At 64.0% G+C, this 15443-nt stretch carries 14 protein-coding genes; 4 read left to right on the forward strand and 10 right to left on the reverse strand.

Features of this window, described 5'->3' with window-relative positions; all coding sequences use genetic code 11:
• Positions 1 to 74: 74 nt before the first annotated feature.
• Positions 75 to 1130 (forward strand): bifunctional DNA-binding transcriptional regulator/O6-methylguanine-DNA methyltransferase Ada, encoded by a 1056-nt coding sequence (gene ada / locus ABIB24_RS03300; protein ID WP_354316122.1) that lies wholly within the window; start codon positions 75 to 77, stop codon positions 1128 to 1130.
• 56 nt (positions 1131 to 1186) lie between these two features.
• On the forward strand, positions 1187 to 3598 hold the full coding sequence (locus tag ABIB24_RS03305; RefSeq protein ID WP_354316123.1) for a DUF3772 domain-containing protein: 2412 nt from the start codon (positions 1187 to 1189) through the stop codon (positions 3596 to 3598).
• A gap of 114 nt (positions 3599 to 3712) precedes the next feature.
• Here the strand turns inward: ABIB24_RS03305 and ABIB24_RS03310 are convergent, their stop codons facing one another.
• From ABIB24_RS03310 to ABIB24_RS03335, 6 genes are all read right to left on the reverse strand, one after another.
• Positions 3713 to 4930 (reverse strand): DUF3422 domain-containing protein, encoded by a 1218-nt coding sequence (locus tag ABIB24_RS03310; RefSeq protein WP_354316124.1) that lies wholly within the window; start codon positions 4928 to 4930, stop codon positions 3713 to 3715.
• A gap of 182 nt (positions 4931 to 5112) precedes the next feature.
• Positions 5113 to 5349 (reverse strand): DUF6429 family protein, encoded by a 237-nt coding sequence (locus tag ABIB24_RS03315; protein WP_075043732.1) that lies wholly within the window; start codon positions 5347 to 5349, stop codon positions 5113 to 5115.
• Positions 5350 to 5577: 228 nt separating this feature from the next.
• Positions 5578 to 5823 carry a hypothetical protein gene (locus ABIB24_RS03320; protein WP_143493469.1) on the reverse strand — a complete coding sequence of 82 codons (246 nt, stop codon included), beginning with the start codon at positions 5821 to 5823 and terminating at the stop codon, positions 5578 to 5580.
• Positions 5824 to 6242: 419 nt separating this feature from the next.
• Complete coding sequence (locus ABIB24_RS03325; RefSeq protein ID WP_274078972.1) at positions 6243 to 7673, reverse strand: aldehyde dehydrogenase family protein; 1431 nt, start codon at positions 7671 to 7673, stop codon at positions 6243 to 6245.
• Positions 7674 to 7686: 13 nt separating this feature from the next.
• Positions 7687 to 9186, reverse strand: a complete 1500-nt coding sequence (locus ABIB24_RS03330) for a purine-cytosine permease family protein (RefSeq protein ID WP_274078971.1) — start codon at positions 9184 to 9186, stop codon at positions 7687 to 7689.
• Between the two features lie 94 nt (positions 9187 to 9280).
• A complete protein-coding gene (locus ABIB24_RS03335; RefSeq protein ID WP_015268917.1) occupies positions 9281 to 9670 on the reverse strand; it encodes a YybH family protein in 390 nt (129 codons plus the stop codon).
• 179 nt (positions 9671 to 9849) lie between these two features.
• On the opposite strand from ABIB24_RS03335, the gene ABIB24_RS03340 reads away from it, so the two are divergent.
• Together ABIB24_RS03340 and ABIB24_RS03345 are read left to right on the forward strand one after the other, a co-directional pair.
• Positions 9850 to 10863 (forward strand): Fic family protein, encoded by a 1014-nt coding sequence (locus ABIB24_RS03340; protein WP_354316125.1) that lies wholly within the window; start codon positions 9850 to 9852, stop codon positions 10861 to 10863.
• Positions 10864 to 11217: 354 nt separating this feature from the next.
• Entirely contained in the window at positions 11218 to 12237 is a 1020-nt protein-coding gene (locus tag ABIB24_RS03345) for a transporter (protein ID WP_024086247.1), read from the forward strand.
• Positions 12238 to 12252: 15 nt separating this feature from the next.
• On the opposite strand, the gene ehuA is transcribed toward ABIB24_RS03345, so the two are convergent.
• The 4 genes from ehuA to ehuB form a co-directional block, all read right to left on the reverse strand.
• A complete protein-coding gene (gene ehuA / locus ABIB24_RS03350; RefSeq protein ID WP_274119810.1) occupies positions 12253 to 13047 on the reverse strand; it encodes an ectoine/hydroxyectoine ABC transporter ATP-binding protein EhuA in 795 nt (264 codons plus the stop codon).
• 59 nt (positions 13048 to 13106) lie between these two features.
• Positions 13107 to 13763 (reverse strand): ectoine/hydroxyectoine ABC transporter permease subunit EhuD, encoded by a 657-nt coding sequence (ehuD, locus tag ABIB24_RS03355; protein ID WP_137162968.1) that lies wholly within the window; start codon positions 13761 to 13763, stop codon positions 13107 to 13109.
• Positions 13760 to 14419: an ectoine/hydroxyectoine ABC transporter permease subunit EhuC gene (gene ehuC / locus ABIB24_RS03360; RefSeq protein WP_025337663.1), complete on the reverse strand. Its 660-nt coding sequence runs from the start codon at positions 14417 to 14419 to the stop codon at positions 13760 to 13762. Before ehuC ends, ehuD begins: the two co-directional genes overlap by 4 nt.
• 62 nt (positions 14420 to 14481) lie before the next feature.
• Positions 14482 to 15336 carry an ectoine/hydroxyectoine ABC transporter substrate-binding protein EhuB gene (ehuB, locus tag ABIB24_RS03365; RefSeq protein ID WP_137162969.1) on the reverse strand — a complete coding sequence of 285 codons (855 nt, stop codon included), beginning with the start codon at positions 15334 to 15336 and terminating at the stop codon, positions 14482 to 14484.
• Positions 15337 to 15443: the final 107 nt, after the last annotated feature.

Consider the following 15443-nt stretch of genomic DNA (forward strand, 5'->3'; position numbering starts at 1 on the left):
GACACGGTACCTGTGGGAGCGGGCATGCCCGCGAAGAGGCCGGCACAAGCAACAACCTATCTGGACATTTACCAATGAACCCCTACACCACCCCCGACCAACGCTGGCAAGCCGTAGAATCCCGCGAAACCGCCGCCACCGGCCACTTCGTCTACGCCGTGCGCACCACCGGCATCTACTGCCACCCCGGCTGCAAATCGCGCCTCGCCAAGCGAACCAACGTCGAGTTCTACGACACCCCAGCCGCCGCCGAAGCCGCCGGCTACCGCGCCTGCAAACGTTGCACCGCCACCACCACCAGCGCCACCCGCCACAGCCAGCTGGTCACCCGCGCCTGCCGGCTGATCGAAGCCAGCGACCCCGCGCCCAGCCTCGATCAACTCAGCGCCCAACTGGCCGTCAGCCCTTTCCACCTGCACCGCCTGTTCAAGGCCGAAACCGGCCTCACCCCCAAGGCCTACGCAACCGCTTTCCGTGCCCGGCGCCTGCGCGCGCACCTGGAAGATGGCCAGCGCTCTGTCACCGATGCCATCTATGACGCCGGCTACAACTCCAACAGCCGTTTCTACGAAAGCGCCGACCAGCGCCTGGGCATGCGCCCGCGGCAATACCGCGCCGGCGGCGCCGGGGCAACCATCCACTTCGCCCTCGGCCAGTGCTCTTTGGGCGCGATCCTGGTGGCCCAGAGCGAGAAGGGCATTTGCGCGATCCTGCTGGGCGACGACCCCGAGGCCCTGCTGCGCGACCTGCAGGACCAGTTCCCCAAGGCCCACCTGGTCGGTGGCGACAGTGCCTACGAACGGTTGGTCGCCGAGGTGGTGGGCTTCGTCGAAGCCCCGGCGCTGGGCTTGGCCTTGCCCCTGGATGTGCAAGGCACTGCGTTCCAGGAACGGGTGTGGCAGGCCCTGCGCGAGGTGCCGGCCGGCAGCCGGGTCAGCTACACCGACATCGCCGAGCGCATCGGCGCGCCCAAGGCGGTGCGTGCGGTGGCCATGGCCTGCGCGGCCAACCACATCGCTGTGGCCATCCCATGTCATCGGGTGGTGCGCCGCGACGGCGACATCAGCGGCTACCGCTGGGGCGTCGAGCGCAAACAGCAACTGCTCAAACGAGAAACGGCACTCTCCTGATTGCCTGAAGCCGCGTAGAATCCCCCGCCAAATCGAATTGTAAAGAGGAATATTCGATGAGGCGTGTCAGCCTTGCCCGTTTTTGCCCAGGCCTGATGGTTTTGATGGCCTTGATGCTGGCCATTGCCAGCCCGGCCTGGTCGGCCCCGGCCACGCCCTTGTCCAATCTGGCGGTTGCCGAAGCGAACGTGCTGGATGAAAACGCCAGCATCGAGCAGTTGAGCGATCGACTGGACCAGATCCGCCAGGGTGTCACCAGCGAGGCCAACGACGATCTGCTGTCGCAACTGCGCCTGGGCGCCATGCAGGTCCAGCGCCAGGCCGATGCGTTAAGTGCCCTGCGCACCACGGATGTGGAGAAAGTCGACGACAAGCTCAAGGTCATCGGGCCGGTCCAGCCGGACGAGGCCGCCACCCTGACCCAGCAGCGCAAGGAGCTGGAGGCCGAGAAGAAGGCCTTGGTAGCCCAACGGGACCAGGCAACCAAGCTGACCCAGTCGGCCCGCGACCTGTCCACGCAAATCGTCAACCTGCGCCGCAGCCAGTTCAACTCGCAGATCACCAGCCGCGCGGCCTCACCGCTGAGCCCGGCGTTCTGGCAGAGCATCATTCGCCCCACCCAGGACGACGTGGCACGCCTGCGCGACCTGCGTGGCGAGACGGCCGATGCCATCGGCAGTGCCTTCAGCGCCGAAAATCGCTGGCTGTTCATTACCAGCCTGGTGGCGGCAATCCTGGTCTGGACCTTGGTGCGCCGCGTGCTCGAGCGCCTGCTGGCCGACGCCATGGTCAGCTGGCTACCCGAAGGCCGCCTGCGCCGCAGTGCGTTGGCGCTGGGCGTGAGCCTGGCAACCCTGGGTACCATCGCCGGTTCGGTCTCGCTGCTGCGATGGGGGCTGGAGAGCAGCGCCGAGCTGGGCGCCGATATTGCCAGCCTGGCCAACCATGTACTTGCCCTGGTGGTGTTCAGCGCCTTCATCACCGGCCTGGGCCGCGCCATGCTGATGCTGCAACGCCCCTCCTGGCGCCTGCCGCCGATTCACGACGAAGTGGCCAGCGCCCTGGGCTGGTTCCCCAAGGTGCTGGCGTTGGCGCTGATGGTCATGATGACCATGGAACGCATCAACAGCGTGATCGGTGCCAGCCTGGCGCTGACCGTGGCGGTCAACGGCCTGACCGCGCTGGTTGTGGCGGTTACCTTCGCCGGTGCGCTGCTGCGTTACCGTCGCACCCTGCGCAAGCATGACCTGGAGCGCCCCACGGGCCTGGCCGGGCTGATCCCGTTCGTGATGGTGATCTGGCTGACGCTGATCCTGCTGGCCCTGCTCGCCGGTTACCTGACACTCGCCTACTTCCTCACCGCCAAGCTGCTGTGGGTCAGCCTGGTGATCACCTGTGCCTACCTGCTGACCACGTTCTTTGGCGACCTCTGCGAAACCCTGCTGTCGCCCCGCCAGCCCGGCGGCCTGGCGCTGGCCTCGACCCTGGGCCTGGCGCCGCGTCACCAGGCGCAGGCCAGCACCATCCTGGCCGGCATCGGCCGCACCGTGGTGCTGTTCCTGGCGTTGTTGCTGGCACTGATGCCATCGGGCACCAGCCCCAGCGAGCTGCTGCTGAGCCTGGGTGATTGGGACGAGACCGGCGGCAAGCTGCTGGGCAACATGAACATTGTCCCCCAGGACATTCTGTTGGCAGTGGTGATGTTCCTCAGCGGCCTGTTCGCCATCCGCGTGGTCAAGCGTTGGCTGAGCGATCGCCTGCTGCCGGAAACCGACATGGACGCCGGCATGCGTGCCTCGCTGGTGACCCTGGTGGGTTACCTGGGCTTCATCTTCCTGGCCATGCTGGTGATGTCGACCCTGCGCATCAACCTCACCAGCCTGACCTGGGTGGTCAGTGCCCTGTCGGTGGGTATCGGTTTCGGCTTGCAGCAGATCGTGCAGAACTTCATTTCCGGCCTGATCCTGCTGACCGAGCGCCCGGTCAAGGTGGGCGACTGGGTCAGCCTGGCGGGCGTCGAGGGCGACATTCGCCGTATCAACGTGCGCGCCACCGAGATCCAGATGTCCGACCGCTCGACGGTTATCGTGCCCAACTCGCAGTTCATCTCGCAGAACGTGCGCAACGTGACCATGGGCAATGCCCTTGGCGTGGTCGGCATTACCCTGACCATGCCGCTGGAGACCGATGCCAACCGCGTGCGTGAACTGCTGCTGGCGGCTTACCAGGAGCACGAGGCGATTCTGGATGCGCCGGCCACCTCGGTCACCTTCAAGGACCTGACCAGCAGCGGCATGGTGATAGGTGTGAGTGGTTACGTGGCGGGGCCACGGCAGGTATCCGGTACGCGCAGTGACCTGCTGTTTACCATCCTTGGGCGCCTGCGTGATGAAGGTATTGCCCTGTCGTCGCCGCAGAGCATGGTGTTGGTGCAAGAGAATGCACGGCCGGCTGACGAGCCGGTGTGAGCATCGGGGGCTGCGTTGCAGCCCATCGCGACACAAGGCCGCTCCTACAGGAAATGTGCAGTCCCTGTAGGAGCGGCCTTGTGTCGCGATAGGGGCGCAAGGCGCCCCCAATCCTCAATGCTGCTTGGCCTGCCTGATCCTCAGCAAAATCACCAGCAACACCAACAGCACAGGCGGCGCCATGGCCAACAGCCCATCCCGCGCCGTCAGCCCCAACCCCAGCACATTCAGCCCGCCATACAGCAGCTTGAACAAGTTCAGCAGGTAGTAGGTGATGGCAATGATCGACAGCCCCTCCACCGCCCGCTGGATCTTCACCTGGGCATCGGCCCGGGCATTGAGGCTGCGCAGGATCTCGGCGTTCTGTTCTTCCATCTCCACTTGTACCCGTGCCTGCAACAGGTCGCCCAGGTTGGCCACATTCTTCGCCAACTGCTCCAGGCGCTGCTCGGTGGCCGCGCAGTAGCGCACGGTCGGTTTGAACCGGCGTTCGATGAACACCCCCAGGCGCTGGCAGTCGCCCACATGGCTTTCCCGCAGCTCGCCCAGGCGCTCGAACACCAGTTGCGCATAGGCTTGCGTGGCGCCGAAGCGGTGGCGGGTTTTCACCGTGCGGCTGACCACCTGGCGTGACAGGTGGGCAATGGCCTCCAGCAACCCTTTGGAATCATGGCCATCGACCCCGGCACTGCGCTCCGAGAGGCTGACCAGGTTCTTGTCGAAGGCATCCAGTTCCTGGCTCAGGTCCTTGGCCGTGGTCAGGGTCAGCGAGGCCATCATGCGGTAGGTCTCGATTTCCAGCAGACGGCGGATCATGCGGCCCTGGCGGTAGGCATTGAGGCGACGGTTGATGAACAGGAAGCGGTTGGTGCCGTCCTCGGTCAGGCGAAAATCGCTCCACACCACCGCATCGCCACCGCCGACGCAGGAGCCGCACGGGTCCTTGAAACCGTAGTGGGGCAGGTCCAGTTCGTGTTCGTCACGGACCAGCACCTGCACCGCATTGATCACTTGCGCCGCTTGCGGGGCGATAGCCTCGGCCAGCACCGGCGGCAGCGTTTGCCACTCGGTGTCGGCGGCAGTGCAGGGCACCACCAGGGTCAGGGTGAAGAACTCGGTGTGCCGTTCCCACTTGAACGGATGGCCATCCAGGCGGGTGATGCCTTGGGCGGCAGCGGTGTCCAGGGCATCCGGGCAGCAGCGTTGCAGCAGTGCCGCACAGGCAGCATCGCCGCCGAGCAAGGCCAGGTGGAAGACATGCGCCGGGCCGTCGAAATACAGCGACGGGCGGGCGTGCAGTTCGTTGTGCAAGGCGGTGCGTTGAGGGTGCATGGGTGGTCCGGCCTGGTGTTGTGATTGTGGGGGTACCAGGAAGTGGGACTTTGCGGGGGGAGGGGAAAGTCACGCGGGCGCAGAGTTTTGTGTCGCCTGTGCCGGCCTCTTCGCGGGCAAGCCCGCTCCCACAGGTAGCACGCTGCCCTTCAGGCCTGCGCCGCAAAGAAGTCCCGGTATCATTACTGTTCGGGCTTTTCAGCGAACAGCTGATCTGCGATTTGCTTCCCTCGCTCCATGCCTTCAGGTGTCAACCGAACTGATTTCGCCTTGCCCCGCGGTTGAGTAATAAAGCCCTGCTCATGCAGATTGTTCATTACCTCGAAGTCAAAACCTTTCCAGGCACTGCCTCCGTTGAAGCTGAAGGTGGCTAACAGGGCAAGTACAGCTTCTTCGATCAACTTGTCGTCATAGGTCATGATCTCGGCCTCGTTCAGTGCAGCATCTATGTGTCGCTGCCAGCGACATGTTTGCCAAACGTGTTCTCGAAATGGCGTTTTTGCGACACATCCTGTGAAGCCTGTACCGGCCTCTTCGCGGGCAAGCCCGCTCCCACAGGTACGGTGCTGCCCTTCAGGCCTGCGCTATCCCTGTGGGAGCGGGCTTGCCCGCGAAGAGGCCGGTGAACCCGGCATCAACTCCAGGCCTTATTCGCGGTTCAACAGCAACTGGTTGAGCGCCCGGGTCATTTGCACGTTATGCACAGTATTGACCAACAACCCGATGCCCGGTTCGCCAGCGTTGGCGCAGATGTATTCGTCGAGGCTGTCCTCGATGCCAAGCAGCAACTGCGAGACGTATCGCAGTGCCTCGGGTGAGGGCAAGTCGTTGTTGATGGTGTAGAACGGGCGGGAGCCAGGTTTTACAGGTGGATCGGGCACAAGTTTATTCATTGCGTTTCCCCAGGTCGGTCAGGAGCTACCACCCCATTCCCTCTCACAGGATCGGGTGGCAGCCGTACGCGGGGTGAGAGACCGGAGACCTAGGAACCCGGCCAGGACCAAGCCTGCCCGCGCACAGCTACCGTTGAGGTTGCAACCAGATCAGCACGGGCTCTCACACCCGGTCGCCATTTGTGACGACCCGGGGAAATTAGCCCTGATGCTCCTGTTCAACAACAGAGAAACGGCTGCGGCGCGGGTAGGATAATTCCCAAGCTACTTCCAGCTGAAGCATTTGGTTTCAGGTTGGGAAAAGTCTTACATCTGAGGGGCCAAGGCGAGGGCTTCGTCCTCGATCGCCGGCAAGCCAGCTCCCACAGGGATTGCATATGGCTTGCCGGCGAAAGGGCCGCAAAGCGGCCCCGGAAACCTCAACCCAGACAGCGCGTCACATGCTTGACCGATTGGTAGGCCGACAACCCCCAAGGCCCCAGCTCACGCCCGATCCCGCTGCCCTTGGTGCCACCCCACGAGGTCTCGACGAACACCGCCTGCACCGAGTTGATCCACACATGGCCAACCTCCAGCGCATCGGCCACCCGCTCGGCGCGCTCCAGGTCGGCGGAGCACACCGTAGCCACCAGCCCGAAGCGGCTATCGTTGGCCTCGGCAATCGCCTGTTCCTCGGTCGCAAAGCGACGCGCGCACAGCACCGGGCCAAAGATTTCCTCGGTCCACAGGCGGCTGTCTTTCGGCACATCGGCATACAGCGTCGGGCTGACGAACCAGCCATCACGGTCCAGCGCCTTGCCACCGGCCAGACACTGCAGGCCTTCCTCACGCGCCGTGGCAAAGTAGCCGGCCACCTTCAGCCACTGCGCCTGGCTGGTCAGCGGCCCCATTTCGACCTCTTCGGTCAATGGATTACCGACCCGTAGCTGTTCCAGTGCGGCCTGCAAACGCGGCAGCAATGCATCGGCAATGCCGTCCTGCACCAGCAGCCGCGAAGTGGCCGAGCACATCTGCCCGGCGTTCCAGGTAATGCCGGCGACGATCCACTCCACCGCCTGGCCCACGTCGCAATCATCGAACACCACGATCGCCGACTTGCCGCCCAGCTCCAGCGTCACTGGCCGGCACTGCGCCGAAGCGCTGCGCATTACCTGGCTGCCGACACTATTGCTGCCGGTGAACGACAGCTTGTCCAGGCCATTGTGGTTGCTCAGCGCAGCACCGGTCTCGGCCTTGCCGTTGACGATGTTCAGCACCCCGGGCGGCAGCCCCAGGGCATCGGCGATCTGGCCGTAGGCCTGTTCGATCAGCGGGGTGACTTCCGACGGCTTGAGCACCACGGTGCAACCGGCGGCCAGGGCCGGGGCGAGCTTCCAGGCGCTGGTCACCAGCGGGAAGTTCCATGGCACGATCAGGCCGACCACGCCCACCGGTTCCAGGCGGGTACGAGCGCTGAAGCCCGGCGCAGCCAACGGCACTTCAATGTTCTTCGATGGCAGTTGCTCGGCCAGTTCGGCGTAGTAGCCGAAGGTGGCGATAGCGTCGTCCAGGTCGATTTCCGCCTCGTGACGTGGCTTGCCGTTGTTGCGCATCTGCAAGGTGATCAACGCTTCGCGGCGCTGCCCGAGCTGTTCGGCAAAGCCGCGCAGGTAGGCGGCGCGTTCGCTGGCGCTGGTGTTTTTCCAGGCGGGCAGGGCGCCACGGGCAGCGGTCACGGCCTGGTCTACCTGGGCGACGCTGGCGGCCATCAGTTCGGCAAACGGTTGCCCAAGGGCCGGGTCATTGACGCTGATGCAGTCGCTGCCCTGGCCTTCGACCCAGCGGCCGGCAATGTAGTGGGAAGTGGTCATGGTCGGTTTCCAGTCAGGCCATTTCGGCGGTGGTTACCGGCGTGTGCGCGGTGCTTTTGCAACGCACCCAACGCGGGCCCTGGGGGCCATACACTCCGGCAGGTTCGGGGAACAGGTTGAGCAGCAGCAGGTACAGCACGCCGGCCAGCCCCAGGGTGACAGGCAGGCTCAGGTCGATGCCGCCGGCCAGGTTGCCCAGCGGGCCGACGAACTGCCCTGGCAGGTTGACGAAGCACAGGCCCACCGCCGCGCTGGGGATCCACGCCCCCATGCCGCGCCAGTTCCAGCCATGCAGGAACCAGTAGTGGCCGCCACGCTGGCCGCGGGTGAACACCTGCAGGTCGTCGGCATGGTAGAAGCCGCGGCGGGTGATCAGGCCGAGGATCATGATCACCATCCACGGGCTGGTGCAGGTGATGATCAGCACGGCGAAGGTCGACACGCTCTGCACCAGGTTGAAGGTGAAGCGGCCGACGAAGATGAAGCCGATCGCCAGCACGCCGATCAGCAGTGTGGCGCCGGCACGGCTGAGCAGGCGTGGGAACACGCTGGACATGTCCAGGCCGGTGCCGTACAGCGCCGTGGTGCCGGTGGACATGCCGCCGATCACCGCAATCAGGCACACCGGCAGGAAGAACCAGCTTGGCGCCACCGCCAGCAGGCCACCGACGTAGTTGTTGGCGGCGATGTAGTCCGGTGCCTGGGTGGCCACCAGGGTGGCGGTGCACAGGCCGAACAGGAACGGGATCAGTGTCGCGCCCTGGGCCGCGATCACCGCCAGCATGATGCGCGCCTTGGGCGTTTCACGCGGGATGTAGCGCGACCAGTCGCCGAGGAACGCACCGAACGACACCGGGTTGCTCATGGCCAGGATCGCCGCACCGACGAATGCCGCCCAGAAGCCCGCCTGACCGAGGTTTACGCTGCCCGCATAACCAGCGTCGAACGGCCCGGCAAAGGCAACGATGCCCAGCAGGAACAGCAGGCTCGAGGCCCACACGGCGATCTTGTTGACCCACAGCATGAAGCGGAAGCCGAAGATGCACACCACCAGCACCAGCACCGCGAACAGGCCATAGGCCAGGCCCAGGGTCAGGTCGGTTTCCGGCAGGCCGGCCAGGCGCTTGGCGCCGCCGACCAGGGCGTCGCCCGAGCTCCACACCGACAGCGAAAAGAACGCCACCGCGGTGAGCAGCGACAGGAACGAACCGACGATGCGCCCGTGCACGCCAAAGTGCGCACCCGACGATACTGCGTTGTTGGTGCCGTTGAGGGCGCCGAACAGGCCCATGGGCGCAAGGATCAGCGCGCCCACGCCGACGCCGAGCAGGATCGCCCACACTCCGGCCTGGAACGACAGCCCGAACAGCACCGGGAAGCTGCCCAGCACGGCCGTGGCGAAGGTATTGGCGCCGCCGAAGATCAGGCGGAACAGGTCCAGCGGGGAGGCGTCGCGTTGATCGTCGGGGATCTGTTCGACGCCGTTGGTCTCGATACCGGTCGAGTGGCTCATGGTGATGCTCCAGCGCGGTTGTTGTGGGCCGGCGCAGTACGCGGGCCTTATTGTGGGTGCGATGGCAGGGCGGCAGGGCCGCGTAAATGGATGATCAGGCCGGCGATACGACCGACAGGTGCTCGTGGCAGGCCAGCCACCTTTCGCCGTGGCGGCGGAAGACGATGGTCTCGCGCTCGCTCAACTGGTGTTCTTCGCCGGCGATGCGGATGTGCGTGGCCACATCATGCATGAAGATCGCCACGTCACCTTGCAGGCTCACCTGGGCATTGCCCGATTCGCAGGCGAGCACCGCAAACCCGTCGGCCTGCCACTGGGCCCAGAGTTGCTCGTAGGCATGGCGCGACAGCAGCGGTTGCGGCAGGGTGTGGAAAAGGAAGGTGGCGTCTTCGCTGAAGCAGGCGAAATAGCGAGCGGTGTCGTTGCTGGCGAACGCCGCAACGAGGTCGGCGGCGGCTTGCCGTACCTGGAGTGTCTGGTCCACGGGAGTGGCCTCACGGTTCTTGTGATTGTGGTGAAGCGATTCTGGTGGCGGTTGGCGAGGGGAAAAATCGCTGCGGGCAAATAATCAGTTCAGGAATTTGTGAAGTGATGGCTGCGCTTTCTTTACCCCCGCGTGATCTGTGGATTAAGGTGGCAGCTGATCCCCATGGGCTGTAGGCAATGAGCAATTACCAACCACCACTGACGGTGACCCCCCGCATTCTGGCTCTGGTTGCCGAAATCAGCGAGCAAGTGGGATTGTTGACTGCCTACCGTGATGGCGCGCTGACGCCACAGCTGCGCCGAGGCAACCGTATCCGCACCATCCAGGCGTCGCTCGCCATCGAGAACAACACCCTGAGCGTGGAGCAGGTAACCGCTTTGCTGGATGGCAAGCGGGTTCTGGGCTTGCCACGTGAAATCCAGGAAGTCCGTAACGCGTTCGCGACCTACGATGCGATGCCTGGTTGGCGCGCTGAGTCCCAGGACGATCTGCTCACTGCGCACGGCATGCTGATGCATGGGCTTATAGATGACGCTGGCCGCTACCGGCGTGGAGGGGTGGGCATCTATCGCGGCACTCGCCTTCTGCATATGGCGCCACCGGCCAGTCGGGTGGCGACGCTGGTGCAGGATTTGTTGCACTGGCTCGCGAACAACGATTGGCATCCGCTGATTACCAGTTGTGTATTCCACTACGAGTTTGAATTCATCCACCCATTTGCTGACGGTAATGGGCGGATGGGACGGTTATGGCAGACCCTTCTCCTCAGCCAGTGGCGGCCGGTGTTGGCGTACCTGCCGGTGGAAACCGTTATTCGTGAGCAGCAGGACGCTTACTACGCTGCCCTGGCCGCCGCCGACCAAGCTGCTGAAGCAACCCTATTTGTCGAATTCATGCTCGAAGCCTTGTTGCAGGCGCTTATCGAAGCAGAAGACAGTGACCAAGTAACCGACCAAGTAACCGACCAAGTAACCGACCAAGTAACCGACCAAGTAGCGAGTCTCTTGAATGTGCTGCCTGCAGGCGTTGCTTTGAAGAGCAGCGAATTGATGCACCAGCTGGGCCTCTCGCACCGTGCCACATTCCGCAAGAGTTACTTGTACCCGGCACTCGCTGCCGGGTTGATCGAAATGACCGATCCCGGATCACCACGGAGCCCCAAACAGCAGTATCGGCGGGTTGCAAGGTAGGTTTCGCGCCGCGCACCTTGTGGGAGCGGGCGTGCCCGTTCTCATAAGGCTGCACATAACTCATTGAATTAGCAGGGACCCTGTGGGAGCGGCTTTAGCCGCGAACACCGGCGCAGCCGGTGCCAGGCACCGCGTTGGATTCTTCGCGGCTAAAGCCGCTCCCACAGGGGATTGCGGCAACTTTTAGAATTTGAGCAAGACAGTTGCTCCCACAGGGTATGCGGACCGCTTGCAAATTCGTCTCTCTACGCGACAGCGCAGCCCAAAGGGCTTTCCGCTATCCAGCTGTCATCTGACTGCAACGAATATTCAGCACCCTTTCTGCCATCTCCCCGTGCCTCATTGCGAGTTCGAATGGGCCATCCCGCGCTGCATCTGCCACAGGACCACGACCTGTTCGGCCTGCTCTACGCCTTCGCCTTCCGCCCTGGCCAGCCGGGGCGCGAAATCGATTCGGCGCAGTTGTTGCGCACGCTTGGCCAGCCGCTGGAGCCTGGCGAGTTTCTGTGGGTGCACCTGAACCTGGCCCACGCTGCCTGCGAACGCTGGCTGCGCACCCACCTGCAATTGCCCGAAGCCTTCTTCGAAACCCTGCGCGAAGGTTCGCGCTCGACCCGTATCGAACACGCCGACTCGGCGCTGCTGGCAGTGGTCAACGATGTGGTGTTCAACTTCGGCCTGGTGTCCTCGGACATCTCCACGCTGTGGGCCTGCGCCAGCAGCCAGTTGCTGGTGAGCGCGCGGTTGCAGCCGCTGCATTCGGTGGACAAGCTGCGCTCGTCGGTCAAGCATGGCGAGCGCTTTCATTCGTCCATCGAGTTGCTGGTCCATCTGTTGCGCGACCAGGGTGATGTGCTGACCCAGATCGTGCGTGAAACCACCACCAGCGTCGACCGCATCGAAGACCAGTTGCTGTCTCAGCGCCTGAGCGACAACCGCGCCGAACTGGGCAGCATGCGCCGGGTGCTGGTGCGCCTGCAGCGCCTGCTGGCGCTGGAACCGGGGGCGCTGCTGCGCCTGCTCAACCGGCCGCCCGACTGGCTGCAGGAACAGGACATACGCCAGCTGCGGGCGGCCACAGAAGAGTTCACCCTGGTGATCAGCGACCTCACCGCCCTCGGTGAGCGGATCAAGCTGCTGCAGGAAGAAATCGCCGCCAAGCTCAACGAACAGACCAACCGCACCCTGTTCACCCTGACCGTGGTGACCGTGCTGGCGCTGCCCATCAACATCATCGCCGGTTTCTTCGGCATGAACGTCGGGGGTGTGCCGCTGGCGGAAAACCCCCATGGTTTCTGGGTGCTGGTGGCCCTGGTGGCGACCTTCACCGTGCTGGTGGGGCGCTGGGCGTTTCGCAAGCGGCGCGAGTACTGAAGCGACAATCGTCGGTCAGTTCGCCTCCCGCACTGCACTGAGGAACGCCCGGGTCCGCTCCTGTTGCGGGTTTTCGTAGATCTGCGCCGGCGTCCCCTGTTCGTGGATCTGCCCCTTGTAGAAGAAGCACACTCGATCCGCGAACTCCCTGGCAAAGCCCATCTGATGCGTCACCATCAGCATGGTCAGGTTGTGCTCGCTGCCCAACCGGCGGATCACGTTCAGCACTTCGCCACACAGTTCCGGGTCCAGCGCCGAGGTCACTTCGTCGAACAGCATCACCTTGGGCCGCATCGCCAGCGCCCGGGCAATCGCCACGCGCTGTTGCTGGCCACCGGACAACTGCGACGGGTAATGCTCGAACTTGTTGCCCAGGCCAACCATCTCCAGCAGCTCGGCAGCCCGTTCGCGCGCCTCGGCCGGCTTCACGCCCAACACCTGGACCGGGGCCTCGATCACGTTCTGCAAGGCACTCATGTGCGGGAACAGGTTGAAACTCTGGAACACCATGCCGATCTTCGCCCGCACTTTGCGTACATGGCGCTCGTTGGCGATGAGCTGCGCGCCGTTGCGCCCGGGCATGTGGGTGAGCGATTCGCCATCGACTTCGATCATGCCCTGGTCGATGCCCTCAAGCGTCATCAGTACCCGCAGCAACGTCGACTTGCCCGAGCCGCTGGGGCCGATGATCGCCACCTTTTCGCCGGGGGCGACATCGAGGTTGAGGCCGTCGAGCACGGTGAAGCTGCCGTAGCGTTTGGTCACGTCCCTGAAGCTGACGATCGGTTGGGCAATGGCCGGTGTGGGCATGTGGGTGCCCAGCGGCTGGGTGGCGGTGGCAGTGGCGAAGTGGGTCACAGGGGCGATCATCAGCGGAGCTCCAGGCGCACTTCAAGGCGCCGAACGAGGTAGGCCAGAGCGACGCTCAAGGCCAGGAAGAACAGACCGACCAGGGTGATCGGCTCGAGGTAGCGGAAGCTTTCGGAGCCGATGTTCTTGGCCTGCTGCATGATTTCCACCACGGTGATGGCCGACAGCACCGGGGTGTCCTTGAGCATGGCGATCAGGTAGTTGCCCAATGGCGGCAGGATCGGCCGAATCGCCTGGGGCAGGATGACTGCCCGGTAGGCGGTCCACGGCGCGAAGTTGAGGGCGACCACCGCTTCCCATTGGCTGCGCGCCACCGAGTCGAGGCCGCCGCGGTAAACCTCGGCCAGGTAACAGGCGTAGTGCACGCCGATACCGATGATGCCGGCCTGCATGGCCGTCATGTTGACCCCGTAGTTGGGCAGCACGTAGTAGAGGAAATACACCTGGATCAGCAGCGGCGTACTGCGGATGAACTCGATCAGCAATGCCACCGGCCACGACAGCCAGGCCTGGCGGCTGCGTCGGGCGATGGCCAGAAACAGGCCCAGCACCACTGCGATCAGGAAGCCAACCAAGGTGATGCCCAGGGTTTTCAGCGACGCCTGCAGCAAGTCGGGCAGGATTTGCGCGACGTAGTTCCAGTCCCAGAAATTCATGACAGGCTCCCCCGCAGGCGACCGCGGCTCAGGCGCCGTTCGACCCGACGCATGAGGAAGTTGATGACCTGCGCCAGGACGAAGTAGAGCAGCAGGGTGAGGCTGAAGATTTCCAGGGTCTGGAAGGTCGCCTGGTCCAGCTGACGGGCGCGGAAGCTAAGGTCCGACAGGGTGATCAGCGACACCAGCGAGGTGTTCTTCAGCAGTTCGATCAGCAGGTTGGTGCCAGGTGCGATGGCCGCCAGCAATGCCTGCGGCAGGATGATCCGCCGGAAGCGGATGGTGGCGGGCATGTTCAGCGCGGTGCAGGCTTCGTACTGCCCCTTGGCCACCGAGCTGATCGCCCCGCGCATCACTTCGGCACCGTAGGCACCGATATGCAGCCCGAGGCCGACGATGGCCACGGTGTAGGCGCTGAGTTCGAGGTTGAACGGTGGCAGCGGCAATACGAAGAACAGCCAGAACAACTGCACCAGCAACGAGGTGCCGCGGAACAGCTCGATGTAGGCCACGCACAGCCAGCTCAATGGCCGCCATGACGAACGCCGGCCGAGGGCGGCGAGGATCGCGGCGACGATGGCCAGCAGCGAGCCGAAGAAGGTGACCTGGATGGTGATCCAGGCGCCTTGCAGTAACAACGGTATCAATTCACCCATGGTTCGACCTGAATAATCGGTTTACACAGGGAATGGCACGGCAAGCGCCATGCCACCTCGATTCACTGCTGGGCACAGAGCTCGGCGGCGGTCTTGTCAGTCACGTTGCTGCGGTCGAAGCCGAACGGCGCGACGGTCTTCAGATGCTCCTCGCTGCCCAGCCACTTCTTCATCTCGGCGTTGACCGCGTCGCGCAGGGCTTTGTCCTCGGGGCGGAAGGCCAGGGCACCGTAGCCGGTATGGGCCGGGTCATCGGTGAAGTCGCTGATTGCCTCGACCTTGTCGCCACCCTTTTTTGCCAGGCCCTTCATGGTCAGCTGGGTGCCCACGGCAGCATCGGCGCGGCCGGCGCGCACGGCCTGCAACTGGGCGGTGGTGTCCGGCACCTGAAGGATCTGCGCATCCGTGATGCCGGAGTCGCGGGCATAGGCGAGGTTGACCGTGCCGGCCATGATCGCCAGCTTCACGTCCGGGTTCCTGGCGATGTCGGCGTAGCTGTGCAGGTTCTTCGGATTGCCCTGTGCCACCAGCAGGGTGTCGGGCAGGGCGTACTGCGGGTCGGTGAAGATCACCTGCTTGCAGCGTGCCGGGGTGATGTACATGCCGGCGGCAATCACATCGAAGCGCCCGGCGCGCAAGCCCGGGATCAACGAACCCCACTCGGTGAGCACGCCATCGACCTGTTTGATGCCCATTTTCCCGAAGATGATCTTGGCGATTTCCGGTGACTCCCCGGTTACCCGGCCATCGGTCTCGGTGAAGGCGAACGGGGTTTCGTTGGCGTAGCCGATGCGGATGTGGCTGGTTTCCTTGATTTCGTCCAGGCTGGCGGCCTGGGCGCTGGCAAGCACACCGAAGGTGGCACAGGCTATCAGCAGGCGCTGGAAGGGGCGTGGAACGTTGAAAGGCTGGCTCATCAATGAAGCTCCTGTTTGTTATAAAAACCGTCGTCGACGGCTCTGTGTTAGGAGGCAGTGGAGCAAAACAGCGAAAGCAGGTCGGTCTTTTGTTCGAAGCTGCCGGG

It is taken from the genome of Pseudomonas sp. UYEF17 (assembly GCF_040546125.1).
GTDB classification, from domain to species: domain Bacteria; phylum Pseudomonadota; class Gammaproteobacteria; order Pseudomonadales; family Pseudomonadaceae; genus Aquipseudomonas; species Aquipseudomonas putida_Z.

Bases quoted from the DNA above. Each gene is read 5' to 3' on its own strand.
- ada (WP_354316122.1), top strand. From the start codon at position 75: ATGAACCCCTACACCACCCCCGACCAACGCTGGCAAGCCGTAGAATCC.
- ABIB24_RS03305 (WP_354316123.1), top strand. From the start codon at position 1,187: ATGAGGCGTGTCAGCCTTGCCCGTTTTTGCCCAGGCCTGATGGTTTTG.
- ABIB24_RS03310 (WP_354316124.1), bottom strand. From the start codon at position 4,930: ATGCACCCTCAACGCACCGCCTTGCACAACGAACTGCACGCCCGCCCG.
- ABIB24_RS03315 (WP_075043732.1), bottom strand. From the start codon at position 5,349: ATGACCTATGACGACAAGTTGATCGAAGAAGCTGTACTTGCCCTGTTA.
- ABIB24_RS03320 (WP_143493469.1), bottom strand. From the start codon at position 5,823: ATGAATAAACTTGTGCCCGATCCACCTGTAAAACCTGGCTCCCGCCCG.
- ABIB24_RS03325 (WP_274078972.1), bottom strand. From the start codon at position 7,673: ATGACCACTTCCCACTACATTGCCGGCCGCTGGGTCGAAGGCCAGGGC.
- ABIB24_RS03330 (WP_274078971.1), bottom strand. From the start codon at position 9,186: ATGAGCCACTCGACCGGTATCGAGACCAACGGCGTCGAACAGATCCCC.
- ABIB24_RS03340 (WP_354316125.1), top strand. From the start codon at position 9,850: ATGAGCAATTACCAACCACCACTGACGGTGACCCCCCGCATTCTGGCT.
- ABIB24_RS03345 (WP_024086247.1), top strand. From the start codon at position 11,218: ATGGGCCATCCCGCGCTGCATCTGCCACAGGACCACGACCTGTTCGGC.
- ehuA (WP_274119810.1), bottom strand. From the start codon at position 13,047: ATGCCCACACCGGCCATTGCCCAACCGATCGTCAGCTTCAGGGACGTG.
- ehuD (WP_137162968.1), bottom strand. From the start codon at position 13,763: ATGAATTTCTGGGACTGGAACTACGTCGCGCAAATCCTGCCCGACTTG.
- ehuC (WP_025337663.1), bottom strand. From the start codon at position 14,419: ATGGGTGAATTGATACCGTTGTTACTGCAAGGCGCCTGGATCACCATC.
- ehuB (WP_137162969.1), bottom strand. From the start codon at position 15,336: ATGAGCCAGCCTTTCAACGTTCCACGCCCCTTCCAGCGCCTGCTGATA.